Origin of the sequence: Buttiauxella cochleicola (assembly GCF_021283185.1) — a bacterium.
Lineage (GTDB): Bacteria > Pseudomonadota > Gammaproteobacteria > Enterobacterales > Enterobacteriaceae > Buttiauxella > Buttiauxella massiliensis.
In genome coordinates this window covers 597,842-611,248 of sequence record NZ_JAJSOS010000001.1, presented here as the reverse complement: position 1 = coordinate 611,248, position 13,407 = coordinate 597,842, and the positions used below count along the sequence as shown (strand labels likewise).

Annotated in this window: 16 protein-coding genes; 10 read left to right on the top strand and 6 right to left on the bottom strand. The window is 48.6% G+C overall.

Annotated elements, in window-relative coordinates; genetic code table 11:
- Positions 1–35: 35 nt before the first annotated feature.
- From LVQ76_RS02715 to LVQ76_RS02705, 3 genes are read right to left on the bottom strand one after another with little or no spacing between them, the layout of a single operon-like run.
- On the bottom strand, positions 36–1,571 hold the full coding sequence (locus LVQ76_RS02715) for a DHA2 family efflux MFS transporter permease subunit (RefSeq protein WP_232864066.1): 1,536 nt from the start codon (positions 1,569–1,571) through the stop codon (positions 36–38).
- A 10-nt stretch (positions 1,572–1,581) separates the two neighbouring features.
- On the bottom strand, positions 1,582–2,760 hold the full coding sequence (locus tag LVQ76_RS02710; protein WP_232864067.1) for an HlyD family secretion protein: 1,179 nt from the start codon (positions 2,758–2,760) through the stop codon (positions 1,582–1,584).
- A gap of 20 nt (positions 2,761–2,780) precedes the next feature.
- Complete coding sequence (locus LVQ76_RS02705; RefSeq protein WP_232864068.1) at positions 2,781–3,236, bottom strand: MarR family transcriptional regulator; 456 nt, start codon at positions 3,234–3,236, stop codon at positions 2,781–2,783.
- Between the two features lie 195 nt (positions 3,237–3,431).
- Here LVQ76_RS02705 and LVQ76_RS02700 point away from each other — a divergent pair, with 195 nt between their 5' ends.
- Positions 3,432–4,541 carry a DUF1615 domain-containing protein gene (locus LVQ76_RS02700; protein ID WP_232864069.1) on the top strand — a complete coding sequence of 370 codons (1,110 nt, stop codon included), beginning with the start codon at positions 3,432–3,434 and terminating at the stop codon, positions 4,539–4,541.
- Between the two features lie 88 nt (positions 4,542–4,629).
- On the opposite strand, the gene LVQ76_RS02695 is transcribed toward LVQ76_RS02700, so the two are convergent.
- Positions 4,630–4,956: a DUF2755 family protein gene (locus LVQ76_RS02695; protein ID WP_370639828.1), complete on the bottom strand. Its 327-nt coding sequence runs from the start codon at positions 4,954–4,956 to the stop codon at positions 4,630–4,632.
- A gap of 272 nt (positions 4,957–5,228) precedes the next feature.
- On the opposite strand from LVQ76_RS02695, the gene LVQ76_RS02690 reads away from it, so the two are divergent.
- Positions 5,229–5,459 carry a DUF2754 family protein gene (locus tag LVQ76_RS02690; RefSeq protein ID WP_232920893.1) on the top strand — a complete coding sequence of 77 codons (231 nt, stop codon included), beginning with the start codon at positions 5,229–5,231 and terminating at the stop codon, positions 5,457–5,459.
- Positions 5,460–5,462: 3 nt separating this feature from the next.
- Here the strand turns inward: LVQ76_RS02690 and ddlA are convergent, their stop codons facing one another.
- Positions 5,463–6,563, bottom strand: a complete 1,101-nt coding sequence (gene ddlA, locus LVQ76_RS02685) for a D-alanine--D-alanine ligase (RefSeq protein ID WP_232920892.1) — start codon at positions 6,561–6,563, stop codon at positions 5,463–5,465.
- 133 nt (positions 6,564–6,696) lie between these two features.
- Here ddlA and LVQ76_RS02680 point away from each other — a divergent pair, with 133 nt between their 5' ends.
- The 5 genes from LVQ76_RS02680 to adrA all read left to right on the top strand — a co-directional run bounded on the left by LVQ76_RS02680 (position 6,697) and on the right by adrA (position 10,969).
- Positions 6,697–7,395, top strand: a complete 699-nt coding sequence (locus LVQ76_RS02680; protein WP_232864071.1) for an extensin-like domain-containing protein — start codon at positions 6,697–6,699, stop codon at positions 7,393–7,395.
- A gap of 70 nt (positions 7,396–7,465) precedes the next feature.
- Positions 7,466–8,686, top strand: coding sequence for a multidrug efflux MFS transporter (locus LVQ76_RS02675; RefSeq protein WP_151995565.1), 1,221 nt, complete (start codon positions 7,466–7,468; stop codon positions 8,684–8,686).
- Positions 8,687–8,916: 230 nt separating this feature from the next.
- On the top strand, positions 8,917–9,177 hold the full coding sequence (gene iraP / locus LVQ76_RS02670; RefSeq protein ID WP_232920891.1) for an anti-adapter protein IraP: 261 nt from the start codon (positions 8,917–8,919) through the stop codon (positions 9,175–9,177).
- Between the two features lie 256 nt (positions 9,178–9,433).
- Positions 9,434–9,748: a PsiF family protein gene (locus tag LVQ76_RS02665; protein ID WP_232864073.1), complete on the top strand. Its 315-nt coding sequence runs from the start codon at positions 9,434–9,436 to the stop codon at positions 9,746–9,748.
- Positions 9,749–9,841: 93 nt separating this feature from the next.
- Positions 9,842–10,969: a diguanylate cyclase AdrA gene (gene adrA / locus LVQ76_RS02660; protein ID WP_370640052.1), complete on the top strand. Its 1,128-nt coding sequence runs from the start codon at positions 9,842–9,844 to the stop codon at positions 10,967–10,969.
- 34 nt (positions 10,970–11,003) lie between these two features.
- Here the strand turns inward: adrA and proC are convergent, their stop codons facing one another.
- Entirely contained in the window at positions 11,004–11,813 is an 810-nt protein-coding gene (gene proC / locus LVQ76_RS02655; protein WP_232904190.1) for a pyrroline-5-carboxylate reductase, read from the bottom strand.
- Positions 11,814–11,972: 159 nt separating this feature from the next.
- Between proC and LVQ76_RS02650 the strand changes: the two genes are divergently transcribed.
- The 3 genes from LVQ76_RS02650 to LVQ76_RS02640 all read left to right on the top strand — a co-directional run bounded on the left by LVQ76_RS02650 (position 11,973) and on the right by LVQ76_RS02640 (position 13,274).
- A complete protein-coding gene (locus LVQ76_RS02650) occupies positions 11,973–12,434 on the top strand; it encodes a YaiI/YqxD family protein (protein ID WP_064553011.1) in 462 nt (153 codons plus the stop codon).
- 79 nt (positions 12,435–12,513) lie between these two features.
- Positions 12,514–13,038 carry a shikimate kinase AroL gene (aroL, locus tag LVQ76_RS02645; RefSeq protein ID WP_232920889.1) on the top strand — a complete coding sequence of 175 codons (525 nt, stop codon included), beginning with the start codon at positions 12,514–12,516 and terminating at the stop codon, positions 13,036–13,038.
- Between the two features lie 44 nt (positions 13,039–13,082).
- A complete protein-coding gene (locus tag LVQ76_RS02640; RefSeq protein ID WP_151995559.1) occupies positions 13,083–13,274 on the top strand; it encodes a YaiA family protein in 192 nt (63 codons plus the stop codon).
- Positions 13,275–13,407: the final 133 nt, after the last annotated feature.

Genomic DNA, 13,407 nt, shown 5'->3' with positions numbered 1-13,407 from the left:
AAGAGAAATCTGGCGGGTATTCCCGCCAGATTGATTTAATGCCCCGCAGACGGAGCGCTTGGTGCGCCCGAACGTACAAACGGCGGGCGCGCGAACCAAATCACGATAATCAGCGCCATAAACCCCCAGCCTAAAATCCAGAAATAATCGATGGTCGACATCATGTACGCCTGCTGCTCAATGGTTTTATCGATAAACGCCATATGCTGCTGCGTCGCGCCACCCATTTTATCCAGATAATCCACCGCCGCCGGGTTGTAGTTGGATACGCTCTCCGTAAGGTTGGCGTGATGGAAAACCTCACGGCGCGACCAAATCCACGTTGTCAGTGAAGAGGCAAATGAGCCGCCTAATACACGGAAAAACGTCGCCAGGCCTGAACCTTCAGCCACTTGCGCACCGTTCAAGTTCGACAGCACAATGGTGGTAATCGGCATAAAGAAGAACGCCACGCCAATCCCCATAAACAGCTGCACTTCGGCGATAGTGCGGAAATCCACGTCGGTGTTGAACTGCGCGCGAATCAGACAAGACGCGCCCATGGTCAGGAACGACAGCGAAGCCAGAATGCGCAGATCAAACTTACTGGCGTAGCGCCCGATAATCGGCGTCATCATTAGCGGTAACACCCCCATTGGCGCGGCGGCAAGCCCGGCCCAAATCGCGGTATAACCCATCTGCGTTTGCAGCCATTGTGGCAAAATAATATTGATGGCAAAGAATGCGGCATAACCCAATGTGAGCGACAGCGTGCCAATCGCAAAGTTGCGATCCTTGAACAGGCGCAGGTTCACAATCGGGTGGCGCTCGCCCAGTTCCCACATCACAAACGAAACCAGTGAGATAGCCGAAATGACCGACATAATAATAATGTGCGGCGAGGCGAACCAGTCGAGGTCGTTGCCCTTATCCAGCACCACCTGTAGCAGCCCAACGCCAAGCACCAACAACGCAATGCCGATATAGTCAATTGGCGCGTGTGTCGTGGTTTCTTCGCGAGCACGTAACTGCGTCCAGACCACAATCGAGGCGAAAATTCCAATTGGCACGTTGATATAGAAAATCCACGGCCACGAGTAATTATCGGTGATCCAACCGCCGGTAATCGGCCCGACAATCGGCGCAACCACGGTCACCATCGATAACAGCGCCAGCGCCATACTGCGTTTGCTGGAGGGGAAGATAACCAGCAGGAGCGTCTGGCACATCGGGAACATTGGCCCGGCGAAGAAACCTTGCAGGGCGCGGAAGAAAATCAGCTCGGTCATGCTGTGTGCAAAACCGCACAGGAACGAGGTGAGGGTGAACATCACCACCGAGCCAATAAACAGCTTGAGCTGCCCAAAGCGCCGGGTAAACCAGCCGGTCAGCGGTAGGGCAATAGCGTTACACACCGCAAACGAAGTGATAACCCACGTGCCTTGATCCGCACTGACGCCGAGATTACCGGCGATGGTCGGCAACGCCACATTGGCGATGGTGGAATCCAGCACCTGCATAAATGTAGCCAGCGATAGCGCGAGCACCGCCAGCCACATATTGGGAGGCGTAAATGCAGCCTTATCTTGCATAACGTCTCTCTTAACGGGCGCTTGCGGCTACCGTTTTGCTATTGTCATGAAGGATTTTAGCCACCAGTTTGTCCGCTTCAGCCAGCGGGTTTTGATACACATCCGTTGTGAAACGCGGGGCGCTAACCGTTTGCTGTGGCAGAAGATGACCGCCTTCATCACGAATATCGACACGGACATTCATCGACAGGCCCACGCGCAATGGGTGCTTCTGCATATCGTGTGGATCAAGTGTTATACGAACAGGCAAACGCTGAACAATCTTGATCCAGTTACCGCTGGCGTTCTGGGCAGGCAGCAGTGAGAACGCGCTACCGGTGCCAATCCCGAGGCTTTCAATCGTGCCGTGGTATTCCACATCATCACCGTACAGATCGGCGTTGAGCGTCACTTTTTGCCCCAGGCGCATGGTGTTCATCTGGCTCTCTTTAAAGTTGGCATCCACCCACACTTCATTAAGCGGCACGATAGCCAGAAGTGTGGTTCCCGAAGTGACTCGCATCCCGAGCTGCACGGCGCGTTTAGCAACAAACCCGCTTACTGGCGCAACGATAGTGCTACGTGAGTTATCAAGGTACCGCTGGCGAAGAGTGGCGACCGCGCTTTTGATCTCTGGATGGCTATCAATAACGGTGTCATCCACCATCGCGGTATTGGTGCGTAACGCCTCTTGTGCGGCGGCCAAATCACTCTGTGCGCTGGTCACAGCGTCGCGGTAATGGGAAAGATCTTCAGCCGCTATAGCGCCGGTTGAGAAGATTTTCTGGCGGCGAGCGTAATCGTTTTGCGCCGTTTGCAGGGCGACTTTTTTCGCTGCGACTTGTGCACGGTAATTATCCGCAGTGCTGTACAACCCGCGAACCTGGCGAACGGTATTCGCCAGATTGGCCTCCGCTTGCTGAAGCGCGATTTCGGTATCACTCGGATCAAGCAGCACCAGCGGCTGGCCTTTTTGCACGTAATCACCTTCGTCAACGCTCACCTGCGTCACCGTGCCTGCAATCTGCGGCGTTAACGTGACCTGGTTGCCATTCACATAGGCGTCGTCAGTTGACTCGTAATAACGGGCATATAACAAATACCAAGCCAGACAACCCGCGGCTGCCAGCACAAGAATCAGGATAAGAATAATAAAATTACGTTTGCGCTTACTGGAACGCTGAACGTGGACTTCTGGAGTGGTTTCCATTATTTGGCCTTTATTCGCTGTTATCGATGTGGCGCAGTAATGTCGTCGGGCAACATTTTGGTAATCAATGCTACCAATTGTTCCGATTCATCCTGCGTCAGGCGTGCGGTGAGATCGCCGATGATCGAGGCGAGCGCTTCATTTTGAAAATGGTCGCAAATTATCTGGCCTTTATCGGTCAGAGCCAGAATCACCTGGCGCTTATCGTGTGGATTTGGGGAGCGAACGATCAGTTCGCGTTTGACCATACGATCAACCATGCGGCTCATTGCGCCAGCATCCATCACTAGAGTTTTGCTGATTTCGACCGGGCTTGTGACACCTTTATAAATATTAATCAGCACCTTAAATTGCGCGGCGGTAATATCCATACCAGAGAAATACTGGCTGATAAGCTGGTCTTTAAACTGGTTCGCAAGGTGGATAAGCAAACCGAGATGAAATTTGTTGTCGATAATACCCGGATTGTTTTTCATGATATTTGCCTGGTCAGTAATTACACGTGAAATTACTGACCAGGCAGTCAAGTGTCAAGTTTATGTCAAGAAGATCGCACTTTATGTCAGCGAGCCGATGGCCCTTAGCATTTATCAGTCAATCTCTGATAAACGGCAGATTGCAGAACTGCTATTGTTTCATCCTGCCTTAGAAAACAATTACAACGGAACGTTATGACCACAGTCACTTTAAGCAGACAGCATGGGCTTTTTGCCCTCAGCCTCGGTGCTATTTTTGTCCTGGCTGGGTGTGCCACTAAAAGCACGCCCTCTGTTTCGGAAACCAAAAAACCTGTTGATGTTGAAAGTGTAGTGAAGCAAAAAATCCCTGCCAGCGTGAAAGACCGCAACAGTTGGGCTAAGGATTTGGCAACCACGTTTAAGAGCCAGAATATTGCCCCAAGTGAAGAGAATATCTGTTCGGTGTTGGCGGTGGCGCAGCAGGAATCCAATTTGGTTGCTGACCCGGCGGTGCCAAATCTAAACAAAATTGCCTGGAAGGAGATCGACCGTCGCGCTGAAAAAATGCATATCCCGGTTTTTCTGGTCCACACCGCGTTATTAATTAAATCGCCAAATGGGAAGAGCTACAGCGAGCGCCTGGATAATGTGAAAACCGAAGGGCAGCTGAGTGCGATCTTTGATGATTTTATCGACATGGTACCAATGGGGCAGAAACTTTTCGGCAATCTGAACCCGGTACACACTGGCGGGCCAATGCAAGTTAGCATCGCTTTTGCTGAGCAACACACTTCAGGTTACCCGTGGAAGATGGAAGGCACAGTGCGCCAGGAAGTGTTCACTCGGCGTGGTGGATTATGGTTCGGTACCTATCATTTGCTGAATTACCCGGCAAATTATACTCAGCCGCTATATCGTTTTGCCGACTTCAATGCGGGCTGGTACGCCAGTCGTAATGCGGCATTCCAGAGTGCGGTCAGTAAGGCAACCGGTGTGAAACTGGAGCTGGATGGCGACTTAATTTTGTATAACACCGACAAAGCAGGCAGCACTGAACTGGCGGTCAGGAAACTGGCTGGAAAACTCGACATGGGCGAAAGCCAGATTCATCGTGCTTTGCAAAAAGGTGACAGCATCGACTTCGAAAAAACGGAGTTATACCAGCAGGTTTATGCGATAGCAGAGAAAAAAGCGGGCAAGAAATTGCCGCGTGAAATGTTGCCGGGTATTACGCTTGAGAGTCCGAAAATTACGCGTAATTTGACGACAGCATGGTTTGCAAAGCGGGTTGATGAGCGGCGTGCAGCGTGTATGAAATTGTAAGTCAGACTGCCAGGGCGGCTAAGTGAGTGATGCTTTGCTTACCCGCCCTACGAACGAAGTTTTCGGCTCTGCTTTGAATAAGACACCTTTAAAAATGGTGGCGTTGGTAGAATTTTAGCGCAAGGCTAATCAAACCGATGACCGTACATCCTGCGAGGAATGGCACCAGTCCAAATACAGTGCTTACTGCAAATCCCATTTCAATGTGCGGACGTGACGCATCATTACCCTGCGCGAGATGTTCAAGTACTCCAGGAGAGTGAACCATCAAACTCAGTATCTGCGTACCGACCCAAAAGCAGAACAAAATGAACACAGCGTAAGCCAGATTACTCCGGGTAGATCCCTCTGCTTTCGTTGTTGAAATCGTGGTTATTACAGGAACAACCTGTTTCGACAAACTCATATCAGCCATCACGACCTCCCATGCAACAGTAAAACGATTCAGGCTGCGGCCTGCTACTTCAATTGCGTTGAGTTTGGCAGGTCATATGGGTTGTCAATATCAGATTGTTGGTAATTTAACGGGCGGAATGCTCCTGGTTTGTGAATGTATGTTTGAGATCACATATTTGTAACTTAAATGGAATTTGCGTAACAATATTCTGTTTAGCCCGCATTAACGTGCGGATTCTCGTTTCTCCCTATGCCACAATAAGTCCTCTTTTTGCCCTGACGGATTGCACCATGTCTGCGAAAACACTCTCTTTAAAAATGCGCCGTGACTGGCACTATTACGCTGTAGCGATTGGTTTGATCTTTATTTTTAATGGTGTGATTGGCTTGCTGGGGTTTAAAACCGAAGGCTGGCAAAATTATGCTGTTGGGCTTGTGACTTGGGTAATTTGTTTCTGGCTGGCTGGGTTTATTATTCGCCGTCGTCCAGAACCCGAGGATACGGAGACGGCGAAAGAGTAAGGCTTAGGCCGTAATCGAACTCTTCAGAGCGCAATCTTGTAGATGGCGCTCAAGAGCCAGTTCAATTAAACGTGTAATCAGTGTCTGATAATCTAAACCGCTTGCCTGCCACAGTTTTGGATACATGCTGATATTAGTAAAACCTGGCAGTGTGTTGATCTCATTGATAATGACTTCATTATCAGCTGTCAGGAATACGTCAACTCGCGCCATTCCGCTGCATGCCAGGGTCTGATAAGCACGTACTGCAATCTCACGGATTTTGTCGTTAATATCTGCCGGGATAGATGCAGGAACAACAACTTGCGCGCCTTTATCATCGATGTACTTAGTGTCGTAAGAGTAGAAATCACTGCTTACCACCACTTCACCACAGGTACTCGCTTGTGGCTCATCGTTACCTAACACAGCACATTCAATCTCACGGCCTTTAATGCCGGTTTCCACCACAACTTTATGGTCAAACTCGAAGGCTAAAGTGACTGCCGTTTCATATTGCTCAGCGGTGTTTATTTTGCTGACGCCGACGGATGAACCCTGGTTGGCAGGTTTAATGAACAACGGCAGGCCAAGTTTTGCTTCGACTTCGGCAAAGCTGGTTTTGTTTCGGTTTGAACGGGTGAGGGTAATAAATGGAGCAACATTCAGACCAGCGTCACGTAACAGGCGCTTAGTGACATCTTTGTCCATGCTTACGGCGGAACCCAGCACACCCGAGCCAACGAATGGTAAGTTAGCCATGCGCAGCATGCCTTGCAAAGAGCCATCTTCGCCCAACGTGCCGTGAACAATCGGGAAAATGACATCTACAGGCGCTAAAAACTCGGCGGAGGAGGATTCAATCAGTTGGTTTTCTGTTTGACCAGGCACTACGGCAACATTAGTCCCTGAGCGATTCAGAGCGATTAATGCCGGGTTTTCTGCATTTAACAGATAGTTGGACGCATCATTGATATGCCACTGGCCTTGTTTATCAATACCCAGTAACACGACTTCAAACTTTGATTTATCAATGGCGTCGACAATATTTTTCGCCGACTGTAATGAAACTTCGTGCTCAGCTGACTTGCCCCCAAACACGATACCAACCCGCAGTTTTGCCATGCCCAAATCCATCCTTAAACAGTACAAAGGCGGACAACATACCACGCTCATTACGAGGATTCATGTGCTTCCTGCCGCTTAAAACCGACCGGCTTCTATAATGATTATTCCGTAAACAATATCAGGTGATGGGATGGCAAAAGGAGTGACGATTGTGATTGGAATGGTCATCGTGGCGACGGCTGGCTTTTGGCTCTATGAGCGGCTGCCCGCGCAGTACAATCCGTTTGCCCCACTTTCCATTGATGACCCGCCGACGCTGGTCACGCGCTATAAACTCCGGGCGTTGGCTAATCATCCGCAAGCCTGCCTTGCACTGTTAGAACAGGCAAAATCCCGTGGGCAGCTGAATTTCCGTAGGGTGTCCGATACCACTGGCAATTGCCCGCTGACCGATGCTGTACGCGTGCAGGATTTTGGCAGTGTTACGCTGAGCAGCAGTTTTCTGGCTAGTTGCCCATTGGCAGTAAGCAGCACAATGTTTGTTCACCAACGCGCGGCACCGCTAGCGCAAACAGAATTTGACAGCAAACTCACACGCATTAATCACTTAGGCAGTTTCGCCTGTCGGAATATTTACAATCGAGAAGGCGCACGTTTAAGCGAGCATGCCACGGCGGATGCGCTGGATATCAGTGGATTTGGTTTTGCCAACAAGCAACAAATCAGCGTCCTGAAGGGTTGGCGTGCGAATGGGAAAGGGCGGGAATATCTTCATGCCGTGTTTGAAAATGGCTGCCCATTTTTTGGCAACTCCCTCGGACCAGAATACAACGCAGCGCATGCTGACCATTTCCATCTCGGGATGCGCGGCCATGGGCTTTGTCGATAAAATTAATTTGTATGATAAACTTCACATTATTCTGCTGTTCTTTTTATCCCACTAATAAAGCGTAAACGGTATGGAATCCTGGAAGGTCAACATTATCTCGGTGTGGTTCGGTTGTTTTTTTACCGGGCTTGCCATTAGCCAAATACTGCCGTTTTTACCGCTTTATGTAGAACAACTTGGTGTGACTTCTCACGAAGCGTTATCAATGTGGTCGGGTCTGACCTTTAGCGTGACGTTTCTGGTGTCCGCCATTGTTTCTCCGATGTGGGGAAGCCTTGCAGACCGCAAAGGCCGAAAATTAATGCTGCTGCGTGCTTCTCTGGGCATGGCGGTCGCTATTTTGCTACAGGCATTTGCCACTAATGTTTGGCAACTCTTTATTTTACGCGCTGTGATGGGGTTAACCTCCGGTTATATTCCAAACGCGATGGCGCTGGTGGCTTCTCAAGTTCCAAGAGAACGCAGTGGCTGGGCGTTAAGTACACTTTCCACCGCACAAATCAGTGGTGTTATTGTTGGTCCACTTTTGGGTGGATATATGGCTGATACTCTTGGGTTGCGGATGGTTTTCTACGTCACGGCTGCATTGTTGATGGTAAGTTTTTTAGTGACGTTATTTCTGATAAAAGAAGGCGCGCGTCCCAATATTAGCAAGGCCGATCGTTTATCGGGTAAAGCTGTGTTTGCGTCATTACCTTATCCTAAATTAATGATAAGTCTGTTCGTCACCACGATGGTCATTCAACTTTGTAATGGTTCAGTCGGGCCAATACTCGCCCTTTTCATCAAGCATCTTTCCCCTGAAAGCAATAATATTGCATTCATTAGTGGTTTTATTGCTGCTGTTCCAGGTATATCAGCTCTTATTTCTGCTCCCAGATTAGGTAAGTTAGGAGACAGAATCGGCACAGCCAGAGTATTAATGGCGACGCTAATCTTTGCAGTAATATTATTTTTTGCTATGTCCTGGGTAACATCACCGCTGCAATTGGCTGTATTGCGCTTTTTACTTGGCTTTGCAGATGGTGCGATGCTACCTGCGGTTCAAACTTTGCTAGTTAAGTATTCCAGTGACCAGGTTACAGGAAGAATTTTTGGATATAATCAGTCATTTATGTATCTTGGAAACGTTGTTGGGCCGCTCATGGGGGCTGGCGTTTCCGCGATGGCGGGTTACCGTTGGGTATTTCTTGCTACCGCGTTGGTTGTATTGCTGAATGTCTGGCAACTGGCGGTAATGTTACGGCGCAAAAAGCAACAAGATGCCCAGAGAAAACAGTTTGGCTCATAATTTATCCCATTTATTCTGAAGCTATTTTTTATTGATTGCTTAAAAAATAGTCAGTCATGAAATTACTATACCATAGTTGTCATTCATTTTAGTGTCGGAATAGTTACCTGATAATATTTTTGGGCTCCGGCACATATTTAATAAGTCATATAAAAATATTCGCTTCAGCCTCTAGGCAATCTGAAATCATAATGCTAACGTCATGCTTCAAATCCCTGGTGGTTAGAACTATGAAAAACCTTATTTCTGAGTTACTGACTAAACTCGCTGAAAAAGAAGAAGAGTCAAAAGAGTTTGTTGCACAGATAGAAGCCCTGGAAATAGTGATTTTCGCCATTCTCGAAAGAATGGAGCGCAGCGAACGACTAGCAATAATCACAAATATTGAAGATGCTTTAAATGAAACTCAGCCTGATGATTCAGTGACTGCTAATGATAATACTGTGCTTAAACAATATTTATCGCGATTATTGACTCCTCTGGCTACTTGATTTCATCTATTCTTAATTTCTTTTGTGGGAGTTTCACATTATTTATTTTCTTATTATTAATTAGAATAACTAAAGTACATTAGCATCCAGCTATCTTATCTCTCCTGGTACATTTTAATCCACCTGAAACCCGGTGCCGATTGCTGCGCTTTATCGCTTCGCTTAAGCAATAGACAGAGCAATACACGGCCTGCCGGTTCGCCATTTTCCCAACTACAGACCAAAATTAATGCACCACAATAAAAAGGATGGTGCTATGAAAACTGTATTGATAATGGTGTTAATGGCGGGTGTGATGGGGTCGGCGGCGGCGGCAGATAAAGCGATGACGCCGCAGCAGCAACGTATGACGTCGTGTAACCAACAGGCGACCTCTCAAACTCTGAAAGGGGACGCCCGTAAAACGTATATGAGCAATTGCCTGAAAAACAGTCAGTCAGCGCCAGCAGATAAAAGTCTGACGCCGCAGCAGCAGAAAATGAAAGACTGTAATGCTGAAGCAGGCAAAAAAACATTATCCGGCGATACACGAAAAACTTTTATGAGTAATTGCCTGAAAAAACAATCCTGATAGCCTAAATGGGTGAGTCGGTTCGCTGACTCACTCATAAAATCATACTTTCCCCCGGGTTAAATTTTCTATAATTACGGCAAATATTTCAGAATGTTCCTAATTATCATGAAAGATGAACACAGTTCTGGAAGATGGCTTCCTGGGGGATTTATGGAGAGCGCAACGTACCTTGATGAAGACCGGCATCGCTCGGCGCGACGATTTGCCCGACGACTTTACATCCCTCGAATCATAGGATTAGCGACAGGTTTTTTCTGTGTCTCCTCAGTGCTCGTTATGCAACCGGTGTCGGGGTGGTGGTGGTTGCTACTGGTCGCCTATAGTTTTATCTGGCCACACTTCGCATGGCAAACTGCAGATCGTGCATCCGATCCCGCTCGAGCCGAAATCCGTAACTTAATGGTCGATTCTTTGATGGGTGGCGTGTGGATTGCGGTGATGGGGTTGAACGCTTTACCATCAGCGCTAATTATCGCAATGTTGTGTATGAATAACGTCGGCTGTGGCGGATTGAAATTGTTCCTGGGTGGCTTGGGTGTAATTGTGCTGAGTTGCCTGCTGACGTTGGGTTTGTTTCACATGCCGCTCAATCTACAAACCATGCCATCACAGGTATGGATTTGTCTGCCATTCCTGCTGATTTACCCGAGTTACTTTGGTCTGGTCAGTTACCGAACTGCGCTCAAACTCTCCGAACATAAACGGCGTTTAATGTATATGAGCACTCGCGATGGCATGACGGGTGTATATAACCGCCGCCACTGGGAGCACCTGCTGCATGGCGAGTATGATAATTGCCAGCGTTACCAGCGTAGTGCCACTTTGTTACTCATTGATATTGATTACTTTAAATCAATTAATGACTCATACGGGCACGATGTGGGGGATGAGGCTATTCTGGCGCTTACCGAGCATCTGCAACTGACTCTGCGTATTACCGATGTTATCGGGCGCTTTGGTGGGGATGAGTTTGGCGTAATTATGTCCGGCACGGCTCAAGAAAGCGCAATACAGGCGATGGCACGAGTACGGGAATATCTTGAAGAGTTTCGCATACCTCATGCACCGCGTATTTCGCTGCGCATCAGCGTAGGAGTGGCGGAATTTGATAAAAGTATGGTTAATTATCGTGAATGGCTAAAAGCGGCCGATGTGGCGCTATATAAAGCCAAAAACCTGGGTCGTAGCCGCACTGAGGTCGCCGATATTGCGGCTTAAAACCCCCTCCAATTACAGGAGAGGGCAGAAAAAATTATGATTTACCTAAGTGCTCGGATTTCGCCATACATTTCACTACGGCTTCCATCACTGCGGCTCTGAACCCTTTTTCTTCCAGAACTTTTACCGCTTCAATCGTTGTACCGCCCGGTGAACACACCATATCTTTCAACTCACCAGGATGCTGGCCTGTTTCCAATACCATTTTGGCTGAACCCATCACTGCCTGTGCTGCAAACTGATACGCTTGCTTGCGCGGCATTCCACCTAGTACTGCGGCATCAGCCATAGCTTCGATAAACATAAAGACATAAGCCGGTGCTGAACCACTGACACCAACGACCGGGTGGATCATGTTTTCAGAGACGACTTCGGCAAGCCCGAAGCTGCGGAAAATATTCACCGCATCGGCAATATCTTCTGAAGTAACCAGGGCGTTTGGCGTAATCGAGGTCATACCTGCATTCACTAATGCTGGTGTGTTAGGCATTGCGCGGATAATTTTGCGGTCATGGCCTAATGCTTTAGCCAACGAATCCAGCGTAATGCCTGCGGCAATTGAAATCACCACGGTATCTTTATTCAGGCTGGAATTAACTTCACCGAGAACTTTTAGCATCACATTGGGTTTCACTGCACCGAAGACGATATCGGCGATCTGCGCCACTTCTTGTGCACTTTGCGCCGCATTAATACCGTACTGGTCGCGTAATGCTTCCACTTTATCGGGCGACGGTGTGTAGACCCAGATATTACCTGGAAGTACCTGTCCACTGGCTATCAGGCCACCCAGGATGGCTTTTCCCATGTTGCCGCAACCAATAAATCCAATTTTCTTATCCAAAGTCTCACTCCATCTTTTGAGTTGTGTGATGAGCATAGCTTACCGTGCTTTCAGGCGCTCACGCTACGTCCAGGCGGAACAGCAAGCAAAGATAAAGTTGGCGATTGACGGTAAAGCACGGCAAGATCGCCCCATTCCCACAGACAATCAGGAGTCGTCATGCAAATTTGGGTGGATGCCGATGCGTGTCCAAAAGTCATAAAAGAAGTGCTGTTTCGTGCGGCTGAGCGCGCGCAAATTGTGGTAACTCTGGTAGCCAATCAGGGGCTGAAAACCCCACCTTCACGCTTTATTCGTACCCTGCAAGTAGCGACGGGGTTTGATGTGGCTGACAACGAAATTGTGCGCCGTTGTGAAAAAGGTGACTTAGTGGTCACGGCTGACATACCGCTCGCAGCGGATGTGCTGGAAAAGGGGGCGATTGCTCTTAATCCTCGCGGTGAGCTTTACACACCTGCTACCATTCGTGAGCGCCTGACGATGCGCGATTTTATGGATACATTAAGAGCCAGTGGGGTGCAAACTGGTGGGCCTGATAGTCTTAATCAGCGCGACCGCCAGATGTTTGCCAATGAACTGGAAAAATGGCTGCTTGTCGCCGGTCGTTCAAAAAGCGCTTAATACCGATGTAATTCTATTCCACGTACTAGCTTGCTGGTATGATGGCAACCTTTGGCGGACTTCTAAGGATTAGCCACCGATGACTCAACCCATTTATTTAGTCGGCGCGCGAGGTTGTGGCAAAACAACCGTCGGTGTTGCATTAGCGCAGGCATTGGGCTGTAACTTTGTTGATACCGACCACCACCTTTTAACCAGCACCAAGATGAGTGTTGCTGATATTGTGGCGCAAGAAGGATGGGACGGTTTTCGTCGCCGAGAATCTGGCGCACTGAAAAGTGTCACGGCCCCCAATACGGTCATCGCAACCGGCGGCGGTATGGTACTGGCTGAAAGTAATCGCCAGTTTATGCGTGAGCATGGTGTAGTTATCTATTTACGTGCACCGGCGCAAATCCTTGCTTCACGTTTAGAAGCCTTCCCGGAAGAGGGCCAACGCCCAACACTGACTGGCAGACCTATTACCGACGAAATCGTTGATGTTCTCGCGGCGCGTGAAGCGCTGTACAACCAGGCTGCACACCATGTGATTGATGCCACTCGTCCGCCAGCCGAGATTGTCGAAGCGGTCATTACAGCATTGCATACGGTTCGTGCCAGCTAATCATTGTCTATACTTAACGCTCATCCATAACCTAAGGAAGAGCGATGGCGAGCAATCCTCCCTATCCCCGAGAAGCACGAATTGTTACTGTTGAAAAAGGCGCTACTGACCAGACCGTGACCTGGTATCAACTCCGTGCTGACCATCCCCATCCTGATACGCTGATTAGTGAACACGAAACAGAACAAGAAGCGCTGGATGCGAAGCGGCGTTATGAAGATCCGCAAAAAACGTAGTACCTCGGCATGGACGCCATGATTACTCCCCTGTTTTCCGAATTAACTCAATGACCTGGTCACTAATCACACCTTTCGTTTAATCTTGTTGTTAACAAATCATTATCGTGATGTTGTATATATGTCGTTGACG

Bases quoted from the DNA above. Each gene is read 5' to 3' on its own strand.
- LVQ76_RS02715 (WP_232864066.1), bottom strand. From the start codon at position 1,571: ATGCAAGATAAGGCTGCATTTACGCCTCCCAATATGTGGCTGGCGGTG.
- LVQ76_RS02710 (WP_232864067.1), bottom strand. From the start codon at position 2,760: ATGGAAACCACTCCAGAAGTCCACGTTCAGCGTTCCAGTAAGCGCAAA.
- LVQ76_RS02705 (WP_232864068.1), bottom strand. From the start codon at position 3,236: ATGAAAAACAATCCGGGTATTATCGACAACAAATTTCATCTCGGTTTG.
- LVQ76_RS02700 (WP_232864069.1), top strand. From the start codon at position 3,432: ATGACCACAGTCACTTTAAGCAGACAGCATGGGCTTTTTGCCCTCAGC.
- LVQ76_RS02695 (WP_370639828.1), bottom strand. From the start codon at position 4,956: ATGGCTGATATGAGTTTGTCGAAACAGGTTGTTCCTGTAATAACCACG.
- LVQ76_RS02690 (WP_232920893.1), top strand. From the start codon at position 5,229: ATGTCTGCGAAAACACTCTCTTTAAAAATGCGCCGTGACTGGCACTAT.
- ddlA (WP_232920892.1), bottom strand. From the start codon at position 6,563: ATGGCAAAACTGCGGGTTGGTATCGTGTTTGGGGGCAAGTCAGCTGAG.
- LVQ76_RS02680 (WP_232864071.1), top strand. From the start codon at position 6,697: ATGGCAAAAGGAGTGACGATTGTGATTGGAATGGTCATCGTGGCGACG.
- LVQ76_RS02675 (WP_151995565.1), top strand. From the start codon at position 7,466: ATGGAATCCTGGAAGGTCAACATTATCTCGGTGTGGTTCGGTTGTTTT.
- iraP (WP_232920891.1), top strand. From the start codon at position 8,917: ATGAAAAACCTTATTTCTGAGTTACTGACTAAACTCGCTGAAAAAGAA.
- LVQ76_RS02665 (WP_232864073.1), top strand. From the start codon at position 9,434: ATGAAAACTGTATTGATAATGGTGTTAATGGCGGGTGTGATGGGGTCG.
- adrA (WP_370640052.1), top strand. From the start codon at position 9,842: ATGTTCCTAATTATCATGAAAGATGAACACAGTTCTGGAAGATGGCTT.
- LVQ76_RS02650 (WP_064553011.1), top strand. From the start codon at position 11,973: ATGCAAATTTGGGTGGATGCCGATGCGTGTCCAAAAGTCATAAAAGAA.
- aroL (WP_232920889.1), top strand. From the start codon at position 12,514: ATGACTCAACCCATTTATTTAGTCGGCGCGCGAGGTTGTGGCAAAACA.
- LVQ76_RS02640 (WP_151995559.1), top strand. From the start codon at position 13,083: ATGGCGAGCAATCCTCCCTATCCCCGAGAAGCACGAATTGTTACTGTT.